Annotated in this window: 25 protein-coding genes; 14 read left to right on the top strand and 11 right to left on the bottom strand. The window is 65.3% G+C overall.

Annotated elements, in window-relative coordinates:
• Positions 1–37: 37 nt before the first annotated feature.
• Together secG and tpiA are read right to left on the bottom strand one after the other, a co-directional pair.
• Positions 38–544 (bottom strand): preprotein translocase subunit SecG, encoded by a 507-nt coding sequence (secG, locus tag ACFSX5_RS17450; RefSeq protein WP_386835147.1) that lies wholly within the window; start codon positions 542–544, stop codon positions 38–40.
• A gap of 103 nt (positions 545–647) precedes the next feature.
• A complete protein-coding gene (gene tpiA / locus ACFSX5_RS17445; protein ID WP_386835146.1) occupies positions 648–1,403 on the bottom strand; it encodes a triose-phosphate isomerase in 756 nt (251 codons plus the stop codon).
• 3 nt (positions 1,404–1,406) lie between these two features.
• Here tpiA and ACFSX5_RS17440 point away from each other — a divergent pair, with 3 nt between their 5' ends.
• From ACFSX5_RS17440 to ACFSX5_RS17400, 9 genes are all read left to right on the top strand, one after another.
• Entirely contained in the window at positions 1,407–3,395 is a 1,989-nt protein-coding gene (locus tag ACFSX5_RS17440; RefSeq protein WP_386835145.1) for a peptidylprolyl isomerase, read from the top strand.
• A gap of 25 nt (positions 3,396–3,420) precedes the next feature.
• On the top strand, positions 3,421–4,929 hold the full coding sequence (gene trpE, locus ACFSX5_RS17435) for an anthranilate synthase component I (RefSeq protein ID WP_386835144.1): 1,509 nt from the start codon (positions 3,421–3,423) through the stop codon (positions 4,927–4,929).
• A 106-nt stretch (positions 4,930–5,035) separates the two neighbouring features.
• Complete coding sequence (locus ACFSX5_RS17430) at positions 5,036–5,638, top strand: anthranilate synthase component II (protein ID WP_386835143.1); 603 nt, start codon at positions 5,036–5,038, stop codon at positions 5,636–5,638.
• Positions 5,635–6,657 (top strand): anthranilate phosphoribosyltransferase, encoded by a 1,023-nt coding sequence (gene trpD, locus ACFSX5_RS17425; protein WP_386835142.1) that lies wholly within the window; start codon positions 5,635–5,637, stop codon positions 6,655–6,657. Before ACFSX5_RS17430 ends, trpD begins: the two co-directional genes overlap by 4 nt.
• Complete coding sequence (gene trpC / locus ACFSX5_RS17420) at positions 6,654–7,466, top strand: indole-3-glycerol phosphate synthase TrpC (protein ID WP_386835141.1); 813 nt, start codon at positions 6,654–6,656, stop codon at positions 7,464–7,466. Before trpD ends, trpC begins: the two co-directional genes overlap by 4 nt.
• Complete coding sequence (moaC, locus tag ACFSX5_RS17415; protein WP_386835140.1) at positions 7,466–7,948, top strand: cyclic pyranopterin monophosphate synthase MoaC; 483 nt, start codon at positions 7,466–7,468, stop codon at positions 7,946–7,948. Before trpC ends, moaC begins: the two co-directional genes overlap by 1 nt.
• Positions 7,945–9,147, top strand: a complete 1,203-nt coding sequence (locus ACFSX5_RS17410) for a molybdopterin molybdotransferase MoeA (protein ID WP_386835139.1) — start codon at positions 7,945–7,947, stop codon at positions 9,145–9,147. Before moaC ends, ACFSX5_RS17410 begins: the two co-directional genes overlap by 4 nt.
• An 85-nt stretch (positions 9,148–9,232) precedes the next feature.
• Positions 9,233–9,937 (top strand): transcriptional repressor LexA, encoded by a 705-nt coding sequence (gene lexA / locus ACFSX5_RS17405; RefSeq protein WP_386835138.1) that lies wholly within the window; start codon positions 9,233–9,235, stop codon positions 9,935–9,937.
• A 39-nt stretch (positions 9,938–9,976) separates the two neighbouring features.
• Positions 9,977–10,366 (top strand): NUDIX domain-containing protein, encoded by a 390-nt coding sequence (locus tag ACFSX5_RS17400; protein ID WP_386835137.1) that lies wholly within the window; start codon positions 9,977–9,979, stop codon positions 10,364–10,366.
• A gap of 535 nt (positions 10,367–10,901) precedes the next feature.
• On the opposite strand, the gene ACFSX5_RS17395 is transcribed toward ACFSX5_RS17400, so the two are convergent.
• Positions 10,902–12,710 carry an IlvD/Edd family dehydratase gene (locus ACFSX5_RS17395; protein WP_386835136.1) on the bottom strand — a complete coding sequence of 603 codons (1,809 nt, stop codon included), beginning with the start codon at positions 12,708–12,710 and terminating at the stop codon, positions 10,902–10,904.
• 193 nt (positions 12,711–12,903) lie between these two features.
• Between ACFSX5_RS17395 and ACFSX5_RS17390 the strand changes: the two genes are divergently transcribed.
• Genes ACFSX5_RS17390 through ACFSX5_RS17380 form a run of 3 tightly spaced genes read left to right on the top strand, consistent with a single transcriptional unit; the run spans position 12,904 to position 15,314 of the window.
• Positions 12,904–13,824, top strand: a complete 921-nt coding sequence (locus ACFSX5_RS17390; protein ID WP_386835135.1) for a 2-dehydro-3-deoxygalactonokinase — start codon at positions 12,904–12,906, stop codon at positions 13,822–13,824.
• A gap of 3 nt (positions 13,825–13,827) precedes the next feature.
• Entirely contained in the window at positions 13,828–14,439 is a 612-nt protein-coding gene (locus ACFSX5_RS17385) for a 2-dehydro-3-deoxy-6-phosphogalactonate aldolase (RefSeq protein WP_386835134.1), read from the top strand.
• The gene (locus ACFSX5_RS17380) at positions 14,436–15,314 is read left to right on the top strand and encodes an SMP-30/gluconolactonase/LRE family protein (protein ID WP_386835133.1); all 879 of its coding nucleotides are present in this window, start codon (positions 14,436–14,438) and stop codon (positions 15,312–15,314) included. The genes ACFSX5_RS17385 and ACFSX5_RS17380 overlap by 4 nt, the downstream gene beginning before the upstream one ends.
• Here ACFSX5_RS17380 and ACFSX5_RS17375 read toward each other — a convergent pair.
• Both ACFSX5_RS17375 and ACFSX5_RS17370 read right to left on the bottom strand, forming a co-directional pair.
• A complete protein-coding gene (locus tag ACFSX5_RS17375) occupies positions 15,311–15,481 on the bottom strand; it encodes a hypothetical protein (protein ID WP_386835132.1) in 171 nt (56 codons plus the stop codon). The genes ACFSX5_RS17380 and ACFSX5_RS17375 overlap by 4 nt on opposite strands.
• On the bottom strand, positions 15,475–17,409 hold the full coding sequence (locus ACFSX5_RS17370) for a ComEC/Rec2 family competence protein (RefSeq protein WP_386835131.1): 1,935 nt from the start codon (positions 17,407–17,409) through the stop codon (positions 15,475–15,477). Before ACFSX5_RS17370 ends, ACFSX5_RS17375 begins: the two co-directional genes overlap by 7 nt.
• 125 nt (positions 17,410–17,534) lie before the next feature.
• Here ACFSX5_RS17370 and gltX point away from each other — a divergent pair, with 125 nt between their 5' ends.
• Positions 17,535–18,953 carry a glutamate--tRNA ligase gene (gene gltX, locus ACFSX5_RS17365; RefSeq protein WP_386835679.1) on the top strand — a complete coding sequence of 473 codons (1,419 nt, stop codon included), beginning with the start codon at positions 17,535–17,537 and terminating at the stop codon, positions 18,951–18,953.
• A 146-nt stretch (positions 18,954–19,099) separates the two neighbouring features.
• A complete protein-coding gene (gene gltA / locus ACFSX5_RS17360; RefSeq protein WP_386835130.1) occupies positions 19,100–20,389 on the top strand; it encodes a citrate synthase in 1,290 nt (429 codons plus the stop codon).
• Positions 20,390–20,425: 36 nt separating this feature from the next.
• Here gltA and ACFSX5_RS17355 read toward each other — a convergent pair whose 3' ends face one another.
• From ACFSX5_RS17355 to bamA, 6 genes are all read right to left on the bottom strand, one after another.
• The gene (locus tag ACFSX5_RS17355; RefSeq protein ID WP_386835129.1) at positions 20,426–21,550 is read right to left on the bottom strand and encodes a lipid-A-disaccharide synthase; all 1,125 of its coding nucleotides are present in this window, start codon (positions 21,548–21,550) and stop codon (positions 20,426–20,428) included.
• Positions 21,543–22,358 carry a UDP-2,3-diacylglucosamine diphosphatase LpxI domain-containing protein gene (gene lpxI, locus ACFSX5_RS17350; RefSeq protein WP_386835128.1) on the bottom strand — a complete coding sequence of 272 codons (816 nt, stop codon included), beginning with the start codon at positions 22,356–22,358 and terminating at the stop codon, positions 21,543–21,545. The genes ACFSX5_RS17355 and lpxI overlap by 8 nt, the downstream gene beginning before the upstream one ends.
• Positions 22,359–23,168, bottom strand: coding sequence for an acyl-ACP--UDP-N-acetylglucosamine O-acyltransferase (gene lpxA, locus ACFSX5_RS17345; protein WP_386835127.1), 810 nt, complete (start codon positions 23,166–23,168; stop codon positions 22,359–22,361).
• A complete protein-coding gene (fabZ, locus tag ACFSX5_RS17340; protein WP_386835126.1) occupies positions 23,165–23,641 on the bottom strand; it encodes a 3-hydroxyacyl-ACP dehydratase FabZ in 477 nt (158 codons plus the stop codon). The genes lpxA and fabZ overlap by 4 nt, the downstream gene beginning before the upstream one ends.
• Positions 23,638–24,666, bottom strand: a complete 1,029-nt coding sequence (gene lpxD / locus ACFSX5_RS17335; RefSeq protein ID WP_386835125.1) for a UDP-3-O-(3-hydroxymyristoyl)glucosamine N-acyltransferase — start codon at positions 24,664–24,666, stop codon at positions 23,638–23,640. Before lpxD ends, fabZ begins: the two co-directional genes overlap by 4 nt.
• A 72-nt stretch (positions 24,667–24,738) precedes the next feature.
• Complete coding sequence (gene bamA, locus ACFSX5_RS17330) at positions 24,739–26,859, bottom strand: outer membrane protein assembly factor BamA (RefSeq protein WP_386835124.1); 2,121 nt, start codon at positions 26,857–26,859, stop codon at positions 24,739–24,741.
• Positions 26,860–26,866 lie beyond the last annotated feature (7 nt).

Genomic DNA, 26,866 nt, shown 5'->3' with positions numbered 1-26,866 from the left:
TCGCCATCCCCTCCCCATCCGTCGCATCTCGCGCCGGTTAGTTCGTCGCCGGCGCAGCCGGCTGTTGCTCCGTCGGCGCGGGCGCCGCGGGAACGGGAAGGTCGCTGGCGCTGTCCGCCGCCGGAGCTGCAGCTTCGGGCGCAGCCGGACCCGCCGGAGTAGGTGCAGCCGGGGCCGTCGAGGGTGTCGGCGCGGCAGGGGCCGGAACCGGCAGGTCGGAGCTGCTGTCGCCCTGCAGGGCGTTCAGCGCGTCGAGAACCGTAGCCGGGGCTTCGCCGTCCTGCGTCTGCACTGCCCGATCCAGAATGGTCGAGGTGCTGCGGTCGAGCTCGCTCATGATGGTGAGGCCGATGGCGGTGGCAAAGAACAGGGCCGCCAGAATGGCCGTGGTGCGGGTGAGCAGGTTGGCCGAGCCACGGGCGGTCATGAAGCCGCCGCCACCGCCGCCGATGCCCAGCGCGCCGCCCTCGGAGCGCTGCAGCAGGATCACCGCGATCAGCGCCAGCACGATGAGCAGGTAGGCCACAATCAGGACGTTTGCCATCGGGTCCTTCGTATCGTCGTCAAGAGATGCGGCGTCATACACGCCTCAAGCGGCGAATGCCAGAGGCCGGGCGGAAAAACCGCCGAGCCTCCGGCCCGCTCGTTCAGACCGCCGAGATAATGGTGTAAAAGTCTTTTGCCAAGAGGCTGGCACCACCGACGAGACCACCATTGACGTTTTCCAGCGACAGGATCTCGCGGGCGTTCATCGGCTTCATCGACCCACCGTAGAGAATGCGCGTGGTCTGCCCAGGCTCGCCGAAGCGCTCCACCAGGTGCTGGCGAATGCTGGCATGCATCCTCGCGATTTCTTCATTGGTTGGCGTGCGGCCGGTGCCGATCGCCCAGACCGGCTCATAGGCCACGATCACCTCGTGTTGCCCCCCTGCATCTGGGATCGAGCCGGCAAGCTGCCGTGCAACGACGGATTCGGCTTCGCCGCTGTCCCGTTCGCTCTCTGTCTCGCCAACGCAGATGATGGGCTTGAGCCCTGCTCCCATCGCGGCTTCCGCCTTGGCACGCACGAGTTCATCCGTCTCGCCGTGCTGGGTGCGGCGCTCGGAGTGTCCGACGATGACGAACTGGGCGCCGGCATCGGCCAGCATGCCGGCCGAGATGTCGCCGGTGTGGGCGCCGGAGGCGGCCGGATGACAATCCTGGCCACCGGCGAGAATGCCGCTCGTGGCCCCGCTCGAAGCCACGGCGTGGAGAATGGTGGCAGGGGGACAGACAACGACCAGCGCACGCGGCGCCTCGCCCGTGGTCAGCAGACTCGCCAAGGCGGAGATTTCCTCGAGGGAGGCACGCAACCCGTTCATCTTCCAGTTCCCTGCGATGAGCGGCGAAATCGTGGTGGTCACTGTTTGCTCCTCTATACCTCTTGCACCGGCAACGGCTTTGCCATAACCCCGCAAGTCGACTTTGGCTATGCCGGACGTCCGCTGACGGACGACTGGGCGAAACTGGAACGTTGTCACATGCTCGATGGTTTGCGCGCGTTTGCAAAATCCTGGCCCGGCCGGATTATGGGCGCGTTGCTGCTGATCGGCCTCGCCGGCTTCGGCATCAACAATGTCATTCTGGGCTTCGGCAGCAATACCGTCGCGCGCGTCGGCAGCGAAGACATCACCGCCAACGAGTTCCTGCGCGCCTATCAGAGCCAGGTGAACCGCGTCGCGCAGCAGATCGGCTCGGTTCCTTCGCCTCAGGATGCGGTGAACTTCGGCATTCCGACCCTGACCCTGCAGCAACTGGCGCAGGACGCCGCGCTGGACCAATTGGCGACGCGTTTCGGGCTTGGCGTTTCGGAAGCAAAGCTCGCCGAGATGGTCCGCGAGGACCCCTCCTTCCGCGGCACGCTCGGCACGTTCGACCCGGCCTCGTTCGAACAGGTGCTGCGGGCGAGCGGCATCACCGAGGCGGAATATTTCGAAGACCAGACCGCAGCGGCACGCCGCCAGCAACTGGTATTGAGCCTGTTCGGCGAAGCCGGCCTGCCGGCGGCCGGCACCGAGCTGATCAATGCCTATGTGAACGACCAGCGCACGATCGAATATTTCGTGTTGAACGCCACCAGCCTGCCGAGCCCGCCGGAGCCAACTGAGGAAGAACTCGCTGCCTACCTCGCGGAGCACCAGGCCGAGTTCCGCACCGTCGAAACCCGCCAGACGCAGATGCTGGTGCTGTCGCCAACCACGTTGGCTGCCAGCAAGACCATCTCTGACGAGGCGATCGCCGCCGAGTATGAGCGCACCCGCGACAGCCTGACCCAGCCGGAGCGCCGCACCATCGAGCAGGTGGTGCTGAATGCCGACCAGGCCACTGCCTTCGAGGCTGGCCTGACCGCCGGCACACCGTTCGAGCAGCTTGTTGCCGAGGCAGGCCTGACACCCACCTCGCTGGGCACGCTGGCCCAGAGCCAGGTCACGGACCCTGCCCTGGCCGAGGCAGCCTTGGGCCTGGAACAAGGTCAGTTTACCGTCATCGAGGGCGTCGCCGGCCGCCGCGCCGTGCATGTATCGGCCATCGAGCCGGGCGGTACCCCATCGCTCGAAGAAGCGCGGGCCGAGATCGAGGAGCGGCTCGCGCTTGCCGAGGCGCGCAACGAAATCGCCGATATCCAGGATCAGGTGGAAGAACTGCGTGCCGCATTCCGGCCGCTGACCGAGATCGCCGAGCGCTTTGGGCTCGACCTCTACGAAGCGGGCGTCACCGCCGGCGGCAGCGAGCTGGAGATCATCCCCGGCATCAACCCCGAGGACCGCACCCGTCTGGCGCAGGCCATCTTTGCGGCGGAGCAGGGCGATCTGACGGCGGCCGTGCCGATGGCCGGCAACACCAATGTCTATTTCGAACTGAACGCCATCGAACCCGCGCGGGACCAAACGCTGGACGAAGTCCGCGACGACGTCGCGGCTGCCCTGATGACCGAGCGGACCAACAATGCCCTGCTGGACGCGGCTGAAGAGGCCGTCGCCGAGGTGCAGGGCGGGACGGCGCTGGCCGACGTTGCCGCCAGCTACAACACCTTCCCGCAACTGAGCACGCCGTTCACCCGCTTCGGTTCCTCCGACGGCACCATCGACGGCACGATCGCCTCCGCGGCGTTTGCCGGTGGGCCGGACCTGGTGGACACCGCCGTGGGCGAAGATGGCAGCGTGACCGTGTTCCAGGTCACCAGCGTCATTCCCGCCGATGCAACGCTCGAGCAGGAGGTCGTCGACGGCCTCGACCAGGAGGCCCAGATCGGGCTCTATGGCGAGTTCGTCGCCGGTGTCCGTGACGATGCCGGGCTGCGGATCAACCAGCAGGCGCTGAACGAGGCGCTTGCCATCACCGGCGCCACGCAGTAGCGCCCTCACCTCGAAAGAAGCCACCATGGCCGACGACGTCTTTCCGCGTTTTTCCGAGCAATACGATGCCGGGAAATCGCAGATCGTCTGGCGTCGCGTGGTGGCCGACCTCGAGACGCCGATCGGCACCTATCTCAAGCTCGCCAGCGGACGGAGCAACACCTTCCTGCTCGAATCCGTACAGGACGGAAGCACCCGCGGACGCTATTCGATCATCGGCCTCTTGCCGGACGTGATCCTGAAGGTCGAGCATGGCGAGGCGTCGATCAACCGCTCCGCGCAGATCCACCCGAACGCGTTCGAGCCGCTGGCGGAGAAGCCGCTCGACGCGCTACGGCTGCTGGTGGCCGAAAGCCAGATCGACATGCCCGCCGGCCTGCCGCCGCAATCCGCGGGCGTCTATGGCTTTCTCGGCTACGAAATGGTCCGCTACATGGAGGTGCTGCCCAACAGCAACCCCGACGAGCTCGGCCTTCCCGAAGCAACGCTGATCCGGCCGTCGCTGCTGGCGATCTTCGACACGGTCAAGGACGAACTCTATATCACCGCCCCGGTCTATGTCCGCGCCGGCGTCACCGCTCGGCAGGCCTATGAAGCAGCAGAGGCGCGCATGGACGAGGCCGTGGCGCGACTGAACCAGTCGTTGCCGGCCGCCCCTGCCCTGCCCGACCTCGAGACGCTGGCCGTCACCAGCAATACCAGCCGCGAGGCCTATTTCGGCATGGTGGCGCGGGCCAAGGAGTACATCGCCGCCGGCGACATCTTCCAGGTGGTTCTGAGCCAGCGCTTCGAGGCCGAGTTCAGCCTGCCCCCGACGGCGTTGTACCGCGCCCTGCGCCGGACCAACCCCAGCCCCTACATGTACTTCCTCGACTTCGGCGATTTCGCCGTCGCGGGGTCGAGCCCCGAAATCCTCGTACGGGTGCAGAACGGGCAAGTCACGATTCGACCGATCGCCGGCACCCGGAAACGCGGCTCCACCCCGACGCGCGACCAGGAACTGGCGGCGGAGCTGCTGAGCGACCCGAAGGAACTGGCGGAACATCTGATGCTGCTCGACCTCGGCCGCAATGACGTCGGCCGGGTGGCGAAGATCGGTTCGGTGAAGGTCACCGACAAGTTCTTCCTCGAATACTATTCGCACGTGATGCACATCGTCTCGAACGTGGTGGGCGAACTGGACCCGCAATACGACTTCGTCGATGCGCTGGCAGCAGGCTTTCCCGCGGGCACCGTGTCGGGCGCGCCGAAGGTGCGGGCGATGGAGATCATCGACGAGCTCGAGACCTCCCGCCGCGGCATCTACGGCGGCTGCGTGGGCTATTTCGGCGCAGACGGGACGATGGACACCTGCATCGTCTTGCGCACCGGCATCGTCAAGAACGGCAAGCTCTATGTGCAGGCCGGCGCCGGCATCGTCGCCGACAGCCAGCCCGAGCTCGAGCAGATGGAATGCGAGAACAAGGCGCGGGCCCTGTTCACGGCGGCCGAAGAAGCGCTACGCTATGCCGGCGAAGCGAGGATCGGGCAGTGAGCAGCTTTTCGGCATGGGGAGTGCGTGGGGGCACGCGGTTGGTGGGGCGATGGCGGAGCTGGTTCTGACCAACCGCCAGATCCATTCTGTTTGAGGCAGGCTCCAAATGACCAAGACCCTCGTCATCGATAATTACGACAGCTTCACCTACAATCTCGTCCACTTTCTGGGCGAACTCGGCGCCGACATCACCGTGCGCCGCAACAACAAAATCACGCCGGACGAAATTGCTGAGATGGCCCCTGAGGCCATTGTCCTGTCGCCCGGGCCATGCACGCCCAACGAAGCGGGGGTGTGCCTCGCCGTGATCGACCGGTTCAAAGGCGAGATTCCGATGCTGGGCGTGTGCCTGGGCCACCAGGCCATGGGCCAGGCGCTCGGCGGCGAAGTGATCCGGGCGCCGCACCTGGTGCACGGGAAGACCAGCCGCATCGAGCACACAGCCAAGGGCATCTTCCGCGGGCTGAACGCCGGCTTCGAGGCGACACGCTACCACTCGCTGATCGTCAGGGCAGAGACGCTGCCGGAGACGCTGGAGGTCACCGCTCGCACCGAGGACGGCCTGATCATGGGCATGCAGCACAAGACGCTGCCGGTTCACGGGGTGCAGTTCCACCCGGAGAGCATCGCCAGCGAGAACGGCCATGCGCTCTTGCAGAATTTCCTGAACCTCGCCAAGGAGTTCAACGGCAAGCGGGAGGCGGCGTGATGGACATCAAGCAGGCGCTGCACAAGGTCGCCGATCGGCGCGACCTCACCGGCGAAGAAATGCGCAGCGTGATGCGCAGCATCATGGCCGGCGAGGCAACCCCCGCCCAGATCGGCGCCTTTCTGATGGGCATGCGGATCAAGGGCGAGACGGTGGGCGAGATCGCCGCTGCCGTATCGATCCTGCGCGAGCAGATGGTGCCGGTCACCGCGCCGGAGAATGCCATCGACATCGTCGGCACCGGCGGCGACGGGGTCGGCAGCCTCAACATCTCCACGGCGACGGCGATCGTGGTGGCAGCGACCGGCGTGCCGGTGGCCAAGCACGGCAACAAGGCGCTGTCGTCTCGTTCGGGCTCGTCGCAGGCGCTGGAGGCGCTCGGGGTGAAACTGGACCTCACTCCGGCGGAGATCGGCGACACCATCGCGCAGGCGGGCATCGCCTTCATGTTCGCGCCACACCATCACCCGGCCATGCGGCATGTGGGGCCGGCGCGCACCGAAATGGGCGTGCGCACGCTGTTCAACCTGCTGGGACCGCAGGCAAATCCGGCGGGCGTGCGGCGCTACCTGCTTGGCGTCTATTCGCAGCAATGGGTGGAGCCCGTCGCCGCAGCGCTCCTGGCCAACCGCGCCATCAAGGCGTGGGTGGTCCATTCGAGCGAGGGGCTCGATGAGCTGTCGACCTCCGGCCCCAACTTCGTGGCGCAGATCATGAACGGGGATCTGCGCAGTTTCGAACTGCATCCGGAGCAGGTCGGGCTGAGGCTGACGGACCCCAAGGACCTGCTCGGCGGCGATCCGATGGAGAATGCTGCGGCAATCAATGCCTTGCTCGACGGAGCGCCGGGCGCCTATCGTGACACCGTGCTGCTCAACGCCGGCGCCGCCCTGTTCGTCGCCGACAAGGTGGAGAGCATCGAAGACGGCATTGCCCTGGCGCGCGGGATGATCGACAGCGGCAAAGCCAAGGCCACACTCGCCCGCCTGGTGGCGGTATCCAACGGACGAGCGGAATGACCGATATCCTCAAGCAGATCGAACTCTACAAGCGCGAGGAAATCGCAGCGGCCAAGGCCATGCGGCCCTGGGCCGAAGTCGTCGCCCAGGCGCACGACCAGACGCCCCCGCGTGGCTTCCTCAAGGCACTCAAGGCTAAGCGGGTGAGCGGGAACTATGCCCTGATTGCCGAGGTCAAGAAGGCAAGCCCGTCAAAGGGCTTGATCCGACCGGATTTCGATCCGGCAGCAATCGCCCGCGCCTACGAAATGGCGGGCGCCGCCTGCCTGTCAGTGCTGACCGACCGCCCGAGTTTCCAGGGATCGCCGAGCTATTTGATCGAAGCCCGAGCGGCGACGCAGTTGCCGGTGCTGCGCAAGGACTTCCTGTTCGAGACCTACCAGGTGGCCGAAGCGCGGGCCTGGGGGGCAGACTGCATCCTGATCATCCTCGCTGCGGTTGGCGACGACACTGCGCGATACCTGCTCGATGCGGCCGAGGAATGGGGCATGGACGCGCTGGTGGAAGTGCACGACCAGTTGGAACTGGACCGGGCACTGGCGCTCGACGCGGAGTTCATCGGCATCAACAACCGCAATCTCAGGACCTTCGAAACCACGCTCGATACCTCCATCAAGCTCGCCGTCGGCGTGCCGGAGGGCCGGATGCTGGTCAGCGAGAGCGGCATCGTCGACCACCAGCACCTGGTGAAGCTCGAGCGGGAGGCAGGTATCGGCACCTTCCTCGTCGGCGAGAGCCTGATGCGGCAGCAGGACGTAGTGGCCGCCACCCGGGCATTGCTGATGGGCGCGCCGGTCGCGGCCGACTGATGGCGAGCGGCCTCACCCATCTCGACGCCCGCGGCCAGGCACACATGGTCGACATCGGTGACAAGGCGGTTACGCGTCGCCGGGCGGTGGCCGAAGCCACGGTGCTCGCCACCAGGGAGACCATCACCGCACTGGTGGAAGGCAGCGGTAACAAGGGCGACGCGCTGGCGACGGCCCGCATCGCCGGGATCATGGCCGCCAAGAAGACATCGGAACTGATCCCGCTCTGCCATCCGCTCGCGCTCAGCAAGGTCACGATCGATATCGACCCGCTGGTTGACGGTTCCGGCCTGCATGTGACGGCCGGGGCGGAAACCACCGGCCAGACCGGGGTGGAGATGGAAGCCCTGACTGCGGCAAGCGTCGCCGCGCTGACGCTCTATGACATGGGCAAGGCCATGGACCGTGCCATGACCATCACCGACCTGCGGCTGGCGGAGAAATCCGGTGGCAAGTCGGGCGATTACCGGCGGACGCCGTGAGCCTCAAGCCAGTCGAAGACGCGATGGCGGCTATCCTGGCCCGCGTGCCGCCCGTCACGGCGGAGACGGTGCCGCTGTCCGAGGCGGCCGGTCGGGTGCTGGCGGCTCCGGTGAGTGCAAGCCACGACCAACCGCCATTCGACGCCTCGGCCATGGACGGATATGCCCTCCGCGCCGCTGATGCTGCGAATGGTGCGGCGTTGCGCGTGATCGGCATGTCGCAGGCGGGCGCCGGCTTCGAGGGCACGCTGGGTGCCGGCGAGGCGGTGCGCATCTTTACCGGAGCACCCGTGCCGGCCGGCGCAGATACCGTGATCATGCAGGAAGAGGCCGTCCGCGAGGGTGACCTGGTGCGGTTCACCGCGCCCATACGCCGTGGCCACAGCGTACGCCTACGGGGCAATGACTTCGCGGTCGGTAACGAACTGCTCGCACCGGGCACGCTGCTTGGGCCGCTGCAACTGACGGTTGCGGCTGCGGCGAATGCCGGAACGGTGTCCGTGGCCCGCCGGCCGTCCGTTGCCCTGCTCGCCACCGGGGACGAGCTGGTGCCGCCGGGCAGCCCGCTCGGACCGGACCAGATCGTTGCCTCCAACAGCGCCGGACTGCTGCCGCTGCTCTCGCCCTATGCCGAGCGGGTGATCGACCACGGCATCGCCCCGGACGACCGCCAGGAGCTGACATCGCGACTCGCCGCGATCCTAGCCGACCAGCCGGACCTGCTGGTGACCACCGGCGGCGCCAGCGTCGGCGAGCATGACCTGGTGCAGGATGTGCTGAAGGAGCTAGGCGTTACGCTCGACTTCTGGCGGATCAACATGCGGCCGGGCAAGCCGCTGATGTTCGGCATCCGCGGCAAGACCCTGATATTCGGGCTGCCGGGCAATCCCGTGTCGGCGATGGTGACGGCGCTGGTGTTCATCCGCCCTGCCCTGCGCCGCTGGCTGGGAGCCACCGAACCGGAAACCTGGCGGTTACCCCTCGCAGCTCCCACGCCAGCAAACACGGCACGCCGGCACTTCATGCGGGCGCGCTTGGTCCGGACGGAGGCGGGTTCGCAAGTATTGCCCATCCTTGAGACCGATAGTGGCCACACCTCGTCCATGGTTGCGGCCGACATGTTGATCGTTCAGCCGGAGAACGATCCGGGCCGTGCCGCAGGAGCCTTAGTAGAGGCCATCCCGATCTCAGGTTTCTAGTTCTGCATGCGGCTCTATTGCAGAACATAGGCGGAACACTTATAGTCGTTCCGTCTATGTTCCGATTCTCGCCGAAAGGGCCAGAATGCTCACGCGCAAGCAACACGAACTGCTGATGTTCATCCATGAGCGGATGAAGGAGAGTGGCATCCCGCCCTCCTTCGACGAGATGAAGGACGCGCTCGATCTCGCTTCCAAATCCGGCATTCATCGCCTGATCACGGCCCTCGAAGAGCGTGGCTTCATCCGGCGTCTTCCCAATCGGGCGCGGGCACTGGAAGTGATCAAGCTGCCGGACTCGATGAACCCGACCCTGGGCGGGCGCAAGGCGCGGTTCGAGCCGGCGGTGATCGAAGGCAATCTCGGCAAGGTAGCGGCGCCACCGGCGCGCGGCGAGGACTATGCCCGCCCGGTGTCCGTACCAGTGATGGGCCGTATCGCTGCCGGTACGCCGATCGAAGCCATCCAGACCCACTCGCACACCATCGCCGTGCCGCCCGAGATGTTGGGCGCGGGCGAGCACTTCGCCCTCGAAGTCCGCGGCGACTCGATGATCGACGCGGGCATCTTCGACGGCGACACCGTGCTGATCCGCAAGCAGGAGAGCGCCTCGACCGGCGAGATCGTCGTCGCCCTGGTCGATGACGAGGAAGCCACCCTCAAGCGACTGCGCCGCAAGGGCCAGACCATCGCCCTGGAAGCGGCCAATCCGGCCTACGAAACCCGCATCTTTCCGCCCGATCGGGTGAAGGTGCAGGGTCGTCTCGTCGGACTGATGCGCAAGTATTAGGACCCCGTGGCCTAGCAGCAGACGCAGAAGGTTTGCCAGGTGGTGTTGCGCCTGGCCGGAGCGAAGCGGGAGATCCTGGTCTTCCGTCATGCGCTTGCGGGCATGCAACTGGTCAAGGGGACGCTCGAGCCCGGTGAGACTCCCCTAGCTGGCGCTTTGCGGGAGCTGACCGAAGAAGCCGGGCTACTTGCCGATCCGGGAGCCGGTCCACAGTGGACGAGTGCAGCGCTCGCCGATGGGCAGATCTGGCATTTCGTACCGGTATCCATCAGCGGCGTTCCAGACCGGTTCGACTTCTTCACCGCCGACGATTGCGGCCATTTGTTCCGGTTCGGCTGGTGGACCCTTGGAAAAGAGCCAGGGCCGGAATGGCACGAGATCTTCGTGCGCGCCTTGCGCGAAATCCACCATCGACACGAAGCGGCGTGAAGCCTCTGCCGGTGCCTCCGTTGAGGTTGGCCGCGGAAGTGAAATCGAAATCGTTTGGCAAGCGTCAGCTCGTGTCCTGCTTGCCCCCGGCTCTGTGAGCCGCCCTGAATCTATCCCGTTTATCCCCGCCCCCTCACTCGTGCCCTATGCTCTCGCCGTCGCATCCTGAAGCGCGGTCATGACGAGTGGTCGGGATGCGGTGGCAGGTGGATCGGGGTCGCCCGATCCGAACCTCGCTTGTCTTGCCGTGGAATCCCAAGGGAAAGTCCGGGAACACGGCTGCACTGAATGGTGCTGCACCGCCCATTCAAGCCGCTCCATCAGTGCTGCGGCGCCCTGGCGGATCGGTCAGTCGGCTGAGCGACCAGGAATGGTCTCTGGGCAGGCAAGCGAAACAGGACCCCTGTCGCTCTGGCGAGGCACGATCCTCACTCTGTCTGCGCAACTCTCTCGAGGCAGTGCCTCGCCAGAGCCGCTTCGAATCAAAAAAGCCGGCCCCGATGATCGGGACCGGCCCACAGGTGCTGGCGCGCCGTCAGTGGTTGTCGCGCGGGACGCCGTTGGTCTGGGCGATGCGCTGGTAGTTCACCGCCGGCTTCAGCACGGCGCCGCTGCCGAGCTGGTCGACGAGGCCGCGCTGGATTTCCTGCCACGGGGTCTGGTGCTTCGGGAACTTGTAGCCGCCCTCGGCCTCGAGGTTGGCGCGGCGCTGCTGGATCTCGGCGTCGGAGATCAGGATGTTGGCCTCGCCCTTGTTGAGGTCGATGCGCACCCGGTCGCCGGTCTTGAGGATCGCGAGGTTGCCACCGGCCGCCGCTTCCGGAGAAGCGTTGAGAATGGAGGGTGAGCCGGAGGTGCCCGACTGGCGCCCGTCGCCGATGCACGGCAGCGAGTGGACGCCCTTCTTGATCAGGTAGTCGGGCGGCCGCATGTTCACCACCTCGGCCGCACCGGGATAGCCGATCGGGCCGGCGCCGCGCATGAACAGCATGGTGTATTCGTCGATGTCGAGCGAGGGATCATCGATGCGAGCGTGGTAGTCTTCTGGCCCGTCGAAGACCACCGCCTTGCCCTCGAACATGCCCGGGTGCTGCGGATCGCTGAGGTAGCGCTCGCGGAACTCGGGGGAGATCACGCTGGTCTTCATGATGGCGTTGTCGAACAGATTGCCACGCAGCACGATGAAGCCGGCTTCGGCCTTCAGCGGCTGATCGAACGGCCGGATCACCTTCTCGTCCTGGATCGGAGTATCGCGGCAGTTCTCGCCGATCGACTTGCCATTGACGGTGGGGGCGTTCTCGTGAATCAGCCCCTGCTTCATCAGCTCGTTGACCACCGCCGGCACGCCGCCGGCATGGTAGTAGTCCTCGCCGAGATACTCGCCGGCCGGCTGCAGGTTGACGAGAAGCGGCACGTGGTGCCCGTGCTGCTGCCATTCCTCGATATCGAGCTCGACGCCGATATGGCGGGCAATCGCATTGATGTGGATCGGCGCATTGGTCGAGCCGCCGATGGCCGAGTTCACCACGATGGCGTTGAGGAAGTTCTCCTTGGTCAGGATGTCCGAGGGCTTGAGGTCCTCGTGCACCATTTCCACGGCGCGCTTGCCGGTGCGGTACGCCATCTCCTGGCGGTCGCGATACGGCGCCGGAATGGCAGCCGAGCCCGGAAGCTGCATGCCCAGCGCCTCGGCCAGCGAATTCATCGTGGTTGCGGTGCCCATGGTGTTGCAGTAGCCCGTCGACGGAGCCGAGGAGGCCACGAGCTCGATGAACTTCGGGTAGTCGATCTCGCCGGCGGCGAGCATCTGGCGAGCCTTCCACACGATGGTGCCGGAGCCGGTGCGCTCACCCTTGTGCCAGCCGTTGAGCATCGGACCGACGGACAGGGCGATCGCCGGGATGTTCACGGTGGCCGCACCCATCAGCATCGCTGGAGTTGTCTTGTCGCAGCCGATGGTCAGCACCACGCCATCGAGCGGGTAGCCGTAGAGCACTTCCACCAGGCCGAGATAGGCGAGGTTGCGGTCGAGACCCGCGGTGGGCCGCTTGCCCGTCTCCTGGATCGGGTGGACGGGGAACTCGATGGCGATGCCGCCAGCTTCACGAATGCCCTCGCGCAGGCGCTCGGCCAGAACGATGTGATGACGGTTGCAGGGGCTGAGGTCGGAGCCGGTCTGGGCGATGCCGATGATCGGCTTGTCGGACTGCAACTCCTCGCGGGAGACGCCGAAATTCATGTAGCGCTCGAGATAAAGCGCGGTCATGTCCGGATTATCCGGATTGTCGAACCAAGCGCGCGAGCGCAGCTTCTTGGGGGCGGAGCCGCCGTTTCCAGCCGTCATGTGGTCAGATCCTCAACTGTTCGCCGCCGATCGAAGCGGGCGATTTGTGCCGTTCTAGCATGTCTGTGGGCACACGGAACGCCGTCTCTTGAAAAAATCATACAATTGAGCCAAGTGCGTGCAAGCACTGGTGGAAGCGGCGGCCAAGGGCTAGGCTTCGATGTACTTGGGCCGGTGCAGAGAGGGCGGAACAGTGACAAGTGGCGTCGAGTGGGTGGCCGTCGATTGGGGCACCTCCAATCTGCGGGCCTGGGGCATGGGCGCCGATGGCAACCCAGTGCTGGAGCGCTCCTCCCCCAAGGGCATGGGCAAGCTGCAGCGGCATGAGTTTGCAGGTGCGCTTACGGAACTGCTGGACGGCGTCGCTGCGGGACACGGGATGCCGGTGCTGATCTGCGGTATGGCCGGTGCGCGGCAGGGCTGGCTCGAAGCGCCATATCTCGAGGCGCCTGCGGACCTGCGCGGCCTCGTGCATAGCGCCGTGCGCCCCGAGATGCCGGATATGCGCTTTGCGCCGGCGATCCTCCCGGGAGTGTGCCAGAAGTCGGGTGGCGACAACGTCATGCGAGGCGAGGAAACCCAGCTCCTGGGGTTGGCCGTGCTCAAGCCCGGCTTCAGCGGCATGGTGTGCATGCCGGGCACGCATTCGAAATGGGCGCGGCTGAACGGCACGCGCGTGGAACATTTCTCGACCGCCATGACGGGCGAACTTTACGACGTGCTACGGAACCATTCGGTGCTGCGGCATTCGCTCAACGGAGTTCTGGACGGGCCGGGACGACTTGACGGCTTTCGCGCGGGCGCGGAAGCGGGGCTCGAAAGCCCGGACCAGTTGCTGGGCCGGCTGTTCGAGGTGCGGGCGGTGTCGCTGCTATCGGGCCGCGAACCGGACTGGTGCGCGGGCTTTCTATCCGGGCTGCTTATCGGCACCGAAATCGCCGGCAATCGCGCCCGCATCGGCGACCAGGCGGTGCCGCTGATCGGTTCATCAACGCTGTGCGAGCTCTATGCCAGCGTGCTGGACATGGCCGGCATCGAGTCCGAGATACATGATGCCACGGCAGTGGTGATCGCGGGTCTGGCCGCGGCACGCCGCTTGGGTGGCGAGGAGTAGAGCATGGAACACCGGCATCTGATTGCCATTCTGCGCGGGATCACGCCTGCGGAGACGCTGGACGTATGCGAGGCGCTGATCGAAGCGGGAATCACGCTGATCGAGGTGCCGCTCAACTCCCCGGACGCTGTGACCAGCATCGGCCAGGCCGTCGCGGCCTTCGGTGAGCGCGCGGAGATCGGCGCCGGAACTGTGTTGTCGGCCGAGGATGTCCGCGCGGTGGCGGCTGCGGGCGGGCAATTCATCGTCTCGCCGGACACCAACTCCGAGGTAATCGCGGAGACCCGCCGGCTCGGGCTCGCGTCGTACCCCGGCGTGTTCACGCCGAGCGATGCTTTCACCGCCATCCGCGCCGGAGCAACGGGGCTGAAGTTCTTCCCTGCCGAGGTGCTGGGGCCGAAGGGGATCAAGGCGATGAAGGCGGTACTGCCGCCAGCCGTCCCGCTCTATGCAGTGGGCGGTGCTGCGCCGGACAATTTCGCCGAGTACTTCGCCGCAGGTTGCGCCGGGTTCGGGCTCGGGACATTCCTCTACAAGCCGGGAACATCGGCGGCACAGGTTGCGGAACGGGCGGCAGCGGCGGTGGCCGCGTATGACGGGGGCAAGACGCAATGACTGACACGGCACACCTGCTGATCGACAGCCGGTGCGAACTGGGCGAAGGCCCGCTTTGGCACCCGCAGCGTCAGCAGCTGTTTTATTTCGACATCAACCGCCGGACGCTGTTTGCCGCAAGAGCCGGCGGTTCGGTGGAGGGCCGGTGGCCTTTGGAAGAGATGGCCAGCGCTGCGGCGGTGATCGACGAGCAGACGCTGATGCTCGCTACGGAAACGGGCCTGAAGCGCTTCGATCTCACCTCGCGGATGAGCGAAACCATCGTTGCCATCGAAGCGGACAAGCCTGGCACCAGAAGCAATGACGGCCGCTGCCATCCTTCGGGCGGGTACTGGATCGGGACCATCGGCAGGGACAGCGAAGAAGACCCGCAGGGGACGCTCTACCACTATCGTGCCGGGGAACTGACGGTGCTGAAGACGCCGGTTGCGATACCCAATGCGACCTGCTTCTCCCCGGACGGCGCCATCGCTTACTGGACCGACACGCCGACCAAGCGGATCCTAAAATGCCCGGTGGATCCGGCAACCGGCCTGCCAAATGGCGAGTGGTCGCTGTTTGTCGAAGTGCCAGAGGATGAGGGTTACCCGGACGGAGCGGTCGTCGACAGCGCCGGCTACCTGTGGAGCGCGCGTTGGGGTGGCCACCGCGTCGTACGGCATGCGCCAGACGGATCGGTCGACCGGGTGGTGCACGTGCCGGTGAGCCAAGTGAGTTGTCCGGCACTGGGCGGCCCAGAACTGAAGACGCTGTTCATCACCACGGCTACCAAGAACCTGTCTGCGGAGCAGCTGGCGTCAGAAAAGGTCGCCGGCGGGGTGTTCGCCATCGAGGTTGATGTCCCGGGGCAGCCCGAGCCCGTTTTCCAAGCCTAACGCGCGATGCGCCAAGGGCGATGCCCCGGCGGTATTGCTGTGACGATCTCGAACGCGCCTTGTGTGGCGTCCCAGCGCAGCCAGTGCATGCCGCCGGTGGCGAGATTGTCCGCGTCAATCACGTCGCCCGTGCACCACGAAGGCACCGAAAAGCGGGCGATCAACATGTCATGGCGGCCGCAATCCTCCGGCAGCGCGTCAACGCTGCGGGCAGCGGCGAGGCTAAACGGTCGGTTGCGGCGATGCAGCCGCTTATGTCGCAGTGGACGCCGCCAGCAGTGGCGGCGATCTCTTCCTGGTAGTGCTCGCTCCAGGCATCCACCGCGAAGCTGCCGGTGCGGCCTGTGACCATGCCGAGCCCGTCTTCGGTGCGCACGGCGACTGCCTGGGTGGTGTCGGCCACCAGAATATCGGGCCGGCCGGCGAAGCCGAAGAGCAGGAGCAATGGCAGGGCCGCGACTGGGCCGATCAATCGCCACAGGGTCGGGAAGAAGGCGAACCAGGCGAGCGCGGCCAGCGTGATCGCGAGCGCCCAGCCGGTGAGGAGGGGATTACCGGTCCAGCCTTCGCTCCAGCCGGCCACCAAGGCTGCGATGTCGAGCATCCGCTCGATGCCCCAGCCCATGATCTCGAGCGGCCAATGCTCCAGGGCCAATGGCATGGCAAGCACCGACACCACCGCGAACGGCATGATCACCAGCGACAACACCGGCAGCACCAAGATGTTGCCGACCACACTGAGCGGCGCCGTTTGCTGGAAGTGGTAGGCAGAGAAGACCAGGGTAGCCAGACCGGCGATGAAGCTGGTGATGGCCGCGTCCCGTAACGGCAGAGTTACCATCGACCATCGGCCCGGCGCCTCCGTTCGTGTTCGACGCGGCATCTCGTAGAAACCGATCAGGGCCACCACGGCCGCAAAACTCAACTGGAAGCTCGGGCGGAAAACGCTGGCCGGATCGAGGACGATGATCAGGATGGCGGCGATGGCGACGTTGCGCATGGTGAGCGCCTGACGGCCGGCGAGGACCGCACCAAACACCAGCGCCAGCATGATGGTGGAGCGAAGCGCCGGGACATTGTTGAGGCCGCCCGCGAGCAGCAGGTAGCCGACTGCGGCGAGTATCCCGGCCACAGCTGCGATGCGCTTGATAGGCAGGTGAACCGCTGCAGCCGGAATGGCAGCGAGCAGCAGGCGGATCAGGAAGTAGATGCCGCCGGCAACGATGGCGAGGTGAAGTCCGGAGATGGAGTAGATGTGGGCGAGACCGGCAGCCGCCATGACATCGCGCGTTTCGTCGGTGATGGCGCTCTGATCACCCATGATCATGGCGCGGGCGATCGCGCCGGCGTCGGCATCGAGAACGGCATCAATCCGGGCGCCGATAGCCAGCCGTAAGGACTCGGTGGCGCGCGTGGCATCCCAACCGGTGCCGCTTGCAACACGCTCGAAGAAGCCGCCTGTGACGGTGCCATAGGCACCGATGCCTGCGAAATAGGAGTGGAACTGCCCGTCGTAGGATCCGGGAAGAACAGGTCCGGGTATCGGCGCGAGGCGCAGAGTGGCGCGGATGGTGTCGCCGGGCGCCAGCGGGGGTTCGGGCGGAACCAGCAAGCGAGCCCGGCGGATGTCCACGGACCTGGTGTCGGCCTCCGGCTGAAGCGCGGAGACGACAATGCGGCGCTCTTCGGCGTTGGCGGAGATGACTTCGTCGACATGGGCGGTGAAGGTGCCGAAGGCAGGACGCTCCAGCATGGCGGTGCCGAACAGCGCGCCATGCAGTGGAAGCAGCGCCGCACCGAACCACGCAAAGCAGGCCAACACGGCAATGTGCACCAGGGCGCGATGTCTCAGCAGACCCGCTACCGACAACAGCAACATCATGCCGGCCATCAGTGCAGGCTGCATCGGTTCGCTGGGCAGGCCGGCATAGACAATAAGCCCGGCAACCATGGCAAAGGGAACAAGGACGAAGGTGCGGCGGGCCTCCAGGGCAAAGAGAATGGCACCGGACAAGCCACGGTGTCGGCTGGTGGCACCCGGCAGAACCGGCGCCTTGGCTAGTCGCTGCCACAGCCAAGCCGCTGCAGGAGCCATCAGCCCTGCCCATCCGCCGGCGCTAAGCGAACCCGCCCTCGGCACCAGCCCACCCCCTGCCCTTGCGCTCGTGCCTTCCTATGCTACACACGGCGACCCAAGTGTCCACGTTTTCCGCGGTTTTCATGCCCCAGGTCGTCACCCGTTTCGCCCCCTCGCCCACCGGCTACCTGCATATCGGTGGGGCCCGCACGGCCCTGTTCAGTTGGGCCTTCGCCAAGAACCAGGGCGGCAAGATGCTGCTGCGCATCGAAGACACCGATCGCGAGCGCTCCACGGAAGCCGCGGTCACGGCGCTGGTAGACGGACTCAAATGGTTGGGACTGGATTGGGACGGCGAGCCGATCTCACAGTTCGCGCGTGCCGGCCGGCACGCCGAGGTGGCGCATGAACTGGTGAAGAGCGGCAATGCCTATTATTGCTACTGCTCACCCGAGGAACTGGAGCAGATGCGCGAGGAGGCCCGGGCCGCCGGCAAGCCGCCGCGCTACAACGGGTACTGGCGCGACCGCGATCAGTCGGAGGCGCCTGAGGGCGTCAAGCCGGTGGTGCGGATCAAGGCGCCGCTCTCCGGCGAGATCGTAGTCAAGGATCACGTCCAGGGCGACGTGGTGTTCAAGGCCGAGAACCTCGACGACTTCATCATCCTGCGCTCGGATGGCACCCCGACCTACATGCATGCGGTGGTGGTGGACGACCACGACATGGGTGTGACTCACATCATCCGTGGTGACGACCACCTGACCAATGCCGCCCGCCAGATCGTGATCTACAACGCGATGGGTTGGACCGTGCCGGAGATGGCACACATCCCGCTGATCCATGGCCCTGACGGAGCCAAGCTCTCGAAGCGTCATGGGGCGCTCGGGGTGGAGGCGTACCGCCAAATGGGTTACCTGCCAGCGGCGTTGCGCAATTACCTGGCCCGGCTCGGCTGGAGCCACGGCGACGACGAGATCTTCTCGACCGAGCAGATGGTCGAGTGGTTCAGCCTCGAGGCGCTCAACAAAGGCGCGGCGCGGTTCGACTTCGTCAAGCTCGAGAACATCAACGGCCACTACATTCGCGAAGCCGACCCGGAGTACCTCTACCGCGTGATGATCGACACCGCGCGCGAGATCGGCCGCGAGGATGATACGAACGGCTTGGACGCCAACCACAACACGGTGTTGGCAGCCCTCCCGGAGTTGCAGCCGCGCGCCAAGACCGTGCTCGAGCTCATCGAACTGGCGCAGTTCATCTATGCCGCGCGCCCGATCACCATCGACACCGCTGCACAAGCGCTGCTGACTCCTGAGGCCAAGCAGTTGCTCGCGAGCGTTGCCGATACGCTAAGGGGCCTTGCCGATTGGACAGTACCGGAGATCGATGCGGCGATGCGGCAGTTGGCTGAAGCCAAGGGCCTGAAGCTCGGCAAAGTCGCCCAGCCGTTGCGCGCGGCGCTGACCGGACGCACCGTTTCGCCGGGTATTTTCGAGGTGATGGTGCTGATTGGCCGAGAGGAGAGCATGGCTCGACTCCAGGACCAGATCAGCGCCGGCTGATACTATCGGAGGGTAAGCTGTGCTTACCTATGCGTTTGCGTGGGGACAACAAAAGCTGATACCTCTCCGCCAGCAGAAATGCGCCGCTCGGGCCCTGCCCGCGGCGCCGCCTCCTGCGAAGACGCGGGGCCATCGAGGAGAGCCACATGACTGACAAAGTCGCCAAACTCGTCATCGGGGACCAGACCCACGAGTTCCCGGTGCTGTCCGGGACCGTCGGTCCGGACGTGCTGGACATCCGCTCGCTATACGCGAAGACCGGCATGTTCACCTACGACCCCGGTTTCACCTCAACGGCAGCGTGCGACAGCGCCATCACCTATATCGACGGGGACAAGGGCGAACTGCTGTATCGCGGCTATCCGATCGAGCAACTGGCTGAAAAGTCCAACTATCTCGAGGTCTGCTACCTGCTGCTCTATGGCGAGCTGCCGACCAAGACCCAGTTCGCCGAGTTCGAGAAGCTGGTGACGCGGCACACCATGGTGCATGAGCAGATGCACTATTTCTACCGCGGCTTCCGGCGCGACGCACACCCGATGGCGATCATGACCGGCGTGGTTGGTGCGCTTTCGGCGTTCTACCACGACTCCACCGACATCAATGATCCGCAGCAGCGCGAGATCGCTTCGATCCGCATGATTGCGAAGATGCCGACGATCGCGGCAATGGCCTACAAGTACTCGGTGGGCCAGCCCTTCGTCTATCCGAAGAACGACCTCGATTACGCGTCGAACTTCCTTCACATGTGCTTCTCGGTGCCGGCGGAAGACTACAAGGTCGATCCGCGCATCGCGCGCGCCATGGATCTTATCTTCACGCTGCATGCCGATCACGAGCAGAATGCGTCGACCTCGACGGTGCGCCTGTCCGGTTCGTCGGACGCGAACCCGTTCGCCTGTGTCGCGGCTGGCGTTGCCTGCCTCTGGGGCCCCGCACATGGCGGCGCCAACGAGGCGGCGCTCAACATGCTGCGCGAAATCGGCACGGTGGATCGCATCCCCGAGTTCATCGCCCGCGCGAAGGACAAGAACGATCCGTTCCGCCTCATGGGCTTCGGTCACCGCGTCTACAAGAACTTCGATCCGCGTGCCAAAGTCATGCAGCAGACCGCGAAGGAAGTTCTGTCGATCCTCGGTGTTGAGAACAACCCGACGCTACAGGTGGCGCAGGAACTCGAGCGTATTGCCCTGGAAGACCAGTATTTTATTGATCGCAAGCTTTATCCCAACGTCGACTTTTACTCCGGCGTTATCCTGGATGCGATCGGCTTTCCGACATCTATGTTCACCGTGCTCTTTGCCGTTGCTCGGACAGTTGGATGGATTTCGCAGTGGAAGGAAATGATCGGCGATCCCCAGAAGAAGATCGGTCGGCCGCGCCAGCTGTACAACGGCTCGCCCAACCGGGATTACGCGCCGCTGGAAAGCCGCTGAGATAGAAAAAAAGCCCCGCTTCGGCGGGGCTTTTCGTTAGCGACGGTGGGCGAGGATCCGGTCCGCGGGGTCGACGCGGGGTTCACCGGGAGCGCCCTGTTCCATCAGGGTGCGGATGCGGCGGAAGCCGTCGAGCTGAGCCGAAAGCGCAGCGGAATCGCCAAGGAGGCGTTGCGTTTCGTTACCCAGAGCGGCTGCATCGGGCACTATTTGCAGCACTTCCGGTACCAACGGGGCATCAAGGATGGCATTGGGGAGCGAAGCGTATTTAACCTGGTACTTGAACCAGCGTTTAGCTTGGCCCTTGTCGGCGACATAGGTGGTGACCATTGGCACGCCGGCGAGGGCGAGCTCGAGGGTCACGGTACCGGTGACTGCGACCGCGACGACGGCTTCGGCGAAGGCAGCCGCCTTGTCGGCTTCGCCAGTGACGATCTCGACGGGCACCTTCCACTCCCCGACCTCGTCACGCAGGCGATAGGCAAGACGCTGCGGGGTGGGCAGGCGGAAGCCGCTGACCCTTGGGTGGGCCGCCATGGATTCGGCGACCGCGCGCATCAAAGGCAAGTGGCGGCGCAACTCCCCTTCCCGGCTGCCTGGCAGCAGCAGCAATGGACCGCGCTCGGGAAGCATCTCTCGGAACGGCAGTCGTTCGAGGGCGGGGTGGCCAATATAATGGGTCTCAGGGCCACCGTGCTGGCGCATGACGGCGGGCTCGAAGGGCAGGACCGCCAGCACCTCGCTGATGTGGGGCTTGAGGGCCGCAGCCCGTTCGGGCTTCCAGGCCCAGACCGCGGGGGCCACGCATAGCAGAACCGGGATTTCCGGATTGCGGGCGTGGACCTGTTTTGCGACCAGGGCGGAGAAGACCTGCGCGTCGACCAGCACGACCACGTCGGGGCGCTGGCGGAGGATGGCCTGGGCGACCTGCCGGGTGCGCCAGAGCAGCTTTGGCAAGCGCGGCAGAACATCGGCCCAGCCCATGACCGAAAGCTCGTTCATGTCGAACTGGGTGCGGAGCCCCTGACCTGCCAGCGCGTCGCCGCCGACGCCGCTGATCTCGACTTCGGTGCGCTGGCGCAGGCGGTGCACGAGGTCAGCGGCGATCCGGTCGCCCGAAGGTTCTCCGGCGAGGACGTAGAGACGCAGTGGATCAGTCATGGCGCATGCCCAGTACACTGATGCCGAGCCGACCGGCCGTGGCCGCGACCTTGTCGCGCTCGATGACCAGGGTGGCACCAGCCTCAACGGCAATGGTGCCGATGCGGGCTCGGGCGGCGTTTTCGACCGTGCGGGGACCGATGGCGGGTAGATCGAGGAACATCGGCTGCTGCGGCTTCCGGCACTTCGCAAGAACCAGCGGCGAATTGCCGTCTGCAACAAGGCGGCGGAAGCGGAGCCACCGCACGCGACGGATCAGGGAATCGGTGCCGGCGATGTCTTCGACGGCTACCGTGCGGCGGCCGGCCACCACCACGGCCTGGCCGAGGTCCAGCGCCCCGACGTCACGGGCAAGGCGCAGGGCGTGGCGCGCAGAATCGAGTTGCACGGGGCCAAGCTCCGGACCACCGATGCGGCCCTCCGGCGCCAGCAGGTCGGGCGCGATCTCATGGACGCCCATCGGGGCAGCGCCAGTCATGTTCTCGAGTCGGGCCACGAGATCGGACAGGCTGGTGTCGCCGATGGAGGTGGCCACGGACGTGCCGCTGAAAAATCCGGCGAGGCTCTCGCGGGCGATATCGGACAGGCTAACCCCGCCGGCCATTACGAAGTGGGTCGCGCCGAAGCTACGGATCACCGCCACCGCTTCTTCGGGGCGCGACAGGCTGAAGGGAACGGGTTCGTATTCGGCGAGATCCCGGCGCGGATTGAGGCTCAGGACCTTGATCGGCCCGCGGGCGGCCGCTGCGCGTACCAAAGGCGGGACCAATCCGCCCGCGCCCACGATGAGCGCCAACCGCTCCGACACTTACTCGGTTTCCTGCGTGCTCCGGGGGAGCGTCAACGGCCGGTCACTCGAGGCCGAGATGAAGTTCACAACGTCCTGCACCAGCGGTGCGTCGGCGAACATCTGCGCAGCATCCTCGACCCGCTCGCGCAGGGTGCCTTCGGTGGCGAAGACCATGCGGTAGGCGGCACGAAGGGTGTGGATCGATTCGCGATCAAAACCACGGCGCTTGAGGCCGACGAGGTTGAGCCCGCCGAGACGGGCACGATTGCCGACCGCCACGCCGTAGGGAATGACGTCACCGTCGATCATGCTCTGGGCGCCGATGAAGGCATGCTTGCCGATGCGGACGAACTGGTGGACGGCACAAATGCCGCCGAAGGCGACATAGTCGCCGATGATCGAGTGGCCGGCGAGTCCGACATAGTTGGCGAGCACGACATTGTTGCCGACCTGGCAATCATGCGCCACGTGGGCACAGGCCATGATCAGGCAATCATTGCCGATGCGGGTGACCATGCCACCCCCTTCGGTGCCGGGATTGATGGTCACCGACTCGCGGATGGTGCAGCGCTCGCCGATGAATAGTTGCGAGGGCTCGCCGCGGTATTTCAGGTCCTGAGGCGGATGACCGATAGAGCTGAACGGAAAGATGCGGGTGCCGGCGCCAATCTCGGTAATGCCGGCGACGGTTACGTGCGAGACCAGTTGAACCTTGTCATGCAGGGTAACGTCGTCACCGACGATGCAGTAAGGCCCAATACTGACGTCGTTGCCAATCCGCGCCTTGGGGCTGACGATCGCGGTCGGATGGATGACCGCTCCGCTCACGAATCAGCCCCAACGATCATTGCCGTGATTTCGGCCTCGGCAATGACGGTGCCGTCGACGATCGCCTTCGCCTCGTAGCGGCCGACATTGCGCCGACGGTGGCTCTTGGCAATATGGAATTCGATGGTGTCGCCCGGCCCCGCAGGCTTGCGGAACTTCGCCTTGTCGACGCCGAGCATCAGCACGATGTTCTTCCGGCCACCATTGGAGTCGTGCTTGATGACGATCGCGCCGGCGGTCTGAGCCATGCCTTCGATGATCAGTACACCAGGAAAGATCGGGTTGCCCGGGAAGTGTCCCTGGAAGATCGGCTCGTTGTAGGTGACGTTCTTGATGCCGACGGCGGTTTCATCGCGGTCGATGCGCACGATCTTGTCGATCATCAGGAACGGATAGCGATGCGGGAGGGCCTCGAGAATCTCGGCCAGCGGCATGGCCGACAGTTCGGTTGTGGCTTGGGACTCGTCGGTCATCCCCGCTTCTCTCCCTTGGTCAGTTTTCTCAGCACGGCCAGTTCGCGCCAGAAGTCTCTTATATCCTGCGCCGGAGCACCGGCAAGCTTGGAGCCGGCAGGCCAATCCTTGGTAACGGCCGCGCGGCCATAGACCACGGAGCCGTCACCAATAGTCAGGTGGCCAGAGGTGCCGACGCCGCCGCCCAGCAATACGCCGTCACCCACAATAGTGGATCCGGAGAGACCGGTCATGGCAGCAACCAGGCAATTGCGGCCAAGGCGGCAGTTGTGGCCGATCTGGCAGAGGTTATCTATTTTGGTGCCCTCACCGATACAGGTATCGCCAAGGGCGCCACGGTCGATGGTGGTATTGGCACCGATCTCGACGCGATCCTGGATCAACACCCGGCCAAGCTGTGGCACTTTGCGGTTGGAGTGACCGTGGTCGAGCCAGCCGAAGCCCTCGCTGCCGATGCGAACGCCGGAGTGGACGGTGACGCCATTGCCAAGATGGGCGCACTCGATGGTGCAGTTGGCGGCAATGATGCAATTGCGCCCGATGGTGACACCGGGGCCGATGACGGTGTTGGCGCCGATCACGGTGCCGCGACCGATCTCGACGGCGGCACCCACCACAACATTGCTGCCGAGCGTGACGTCCCGCTCGAGAACAGGGGGACCGAGGTCCTCTCGTGCCGCGCTGATGATGTTGCGGGTGTTGTCCGGATAGAGCTGATCGAGCAGGTCGGCGAAGAGCACGTGCGGCTTGTCGCTGCTCACGGCCACCGTACCGACCGGAACGAGGTCGCGGAGAGCCGGTAGCACGATCACCACGCCGGCGGAAGTCGAACGCAGCTCTTCGACGTAATCCTGGTGCGCGGCCAGAGCCAACTCGGTGGGCCCGGCCAGATCGAGTTCTCCGGCGCCTTCGATCACGAGGTCCGGTTGGGCCACGACCTGGCGGAGGTCGTCGCGTCCCACTGCGGTCAGTAGATCGCCGAGAGCCGCCGGTCCGGCAAAGGAGTGGAATCGGGTGTCGACCATGACGTCCCTTCAACAGATCGGGCCGCGGCGCTACCGCCCCGCGGCCCGACTGAATGTTTCACGCTGACCGGACTAGAACAAGGTCTGCAGGGACAGCTGGAAGACCTGCGTCTGGTCGGCGGTCGACTGGTTCAGCACGTGGGCGAAGTCGCCACGCAGCGGGCCGAACGGGGAGTCCCAGATCAGGGACGCACCCACCGAGGACCGCCAGGGCTGGTCGGTCGAGCCGGTGTCGACGGCGTTGCCCGGACCACCGAGACGCGGCACGTTCACGCCATCCACCCAGCCGGCATCGGCCCAGATCGCGGCGCTGAGGCCGTAGTTCTCGGGAATGCCCGGCAGGGCGAACTCGATCTCGGCGGACAGGCCGGCATAGGCGGTCGCACCCAGATATTCGCCAGTGGTCAGGCGAGGCCCGAAGCGCTGGAAGCCGCGAACGAGCTGGGCACCGGGAGTGAACGCCTCGACACTGTGGACGCCAGCACCATCGAGCGAGTTGATGATGCCAGCCTGGCCGCGAACGCTGGCCACGATGCCGCTGTCTTCGAGCAGAGGCATGAAGTAGCGGGCGCGCGCTTCGGTGCGCAGCAGGTTGTGATCCCAACCGATATACTGCTGGGTGAACGTGGCGTAGAGCCCTTCCGTCGGCGACCGAACGTCATCGACGCCGTTCCAGGTCAGGGTGTAGCCGGCGAATGCCTTGCGGTACTCCTGCGCGTCATCCACAAGGTCGGAGAACGGCGTGTCGACGTCACGGATAACCTTGCGCTCGAGACCGGCAAACACGGTGGCCGCCAGGCTTTCCGTAATCGGAATGCCGGCACGAAGCTGGCCGCCGGTGGCGTCATAGCCGTAGAAGTTCGCCGAGGTCTCGTCATTGATGCGGTGGTACACATCGACGCCAGCGGACACCTTCATGCCCATGAAGCGGGGCTCGGTGAAGGAGAAGTCGAAGGTCCGACCGGACTGCGAGGCACCGATGGCAGCGCGCAGATACTGGCCACGACCGAGGAAGTTACGCTCGGTGAGCGACACTTCACCCAGGATACCGTCGGTGGTCGAGTAACCGGCGGTCGCGCCGTACTCACCCGTCGACTTCTCGGTGACGTTGATGTTGATCACGACCTTGTCGGGCGAAGAGCCGGGCGCGGTGGTGACTTCAACGGCGGAGAAGAAGTCGAGAGCCCGGATGGCGTTGCGGCCACGGACCACGAGCGAACGGTTGAAGGGGTCGCCTTCACCGAACTCCAGCTCGCGCCGGATCACGAAGTCGCGGGTCTTGACGTTGCCGGTGATGTTGATGCGCTCGACATAGATGCGGGCACCCTCGTCCACCAGGTAGGTGACGTTGAAGACACCGGTGGCCACGTCGCGATCGAGACGCGCACGCACATCAGCGAAGGAATAACCCTGCGAGGTGGCTTCGTAGGCCATGTCCTCGATGGTCGACTGCAGGTCGCTCACCGAGTAGCGGCTGCCCTGCCCCGTCTGAACGGTGCTGCGCAGCACGTCGGTATTGAGACCCGGAATGCTGGTCTCGATGGCAACATTGCCGAAGTCGTAGAACTGGCCTTCGTTGATGGTGAAGTTGACGTAGTACGAATTGGTGGCCGCATCGTACTCGGCAACGGACGTCACCTGCGCATCGGGATAGCCGCGGTCGGCATAGTAGAGGCGCACGCGCTCGCGATCGACGGCGAGCTTGCGCTCGTCATAGCTGTCGTCGCGGAACAGCCAGCTCAGAATGCCGGTTTCCTTGGTGAGCAGCACGCCCTTGAGGTTGCCGCTGCCGATGTTGTTGTTGCCGGTGAAATTGATGGCCTTCACGGCCGCGCGGTTGCCTTCGTTGATCTCGAAGACCACGCGGACACGCCCGTCAGCAGTCGCCTCGGTACGCGCAGTGACCGACACGCCCAAGAAGCCCTCGCGGACATAGGCCTGACGGATGCTTTCGACGTCAGCTGCGAGGCGCTGCTGGGTGAAGATGCCGGAGGCGGAAACATCCACCATGGTGAGCAGTTCGGCATCGGGGAAACGGCGGTTGCCCTCGAACAGCACCGAACCCACGAGCTGTTCCTGCGCAGCGACAGCAGAAACACCCAAAACTGGCACGGCCGAGCCGACCAGGGGTGCCGTGCCGAGAAGGGCAAGCGCGAGAACCGCGCTGCGCATCAGCTTGGTGAGATGGATCATATTGTTA

Source organism: Devosia albogilva (assembly GCF_042685625.1).
GTDB lineage: Bacteria > Pseudomonadota > Alphaproteobacteria > Rhizobiales > Devosiaceae > Devosia > Devosia albogilva.
This window is presented reverse-complemented; position numbering and strand designations above follow the sequence as displayed.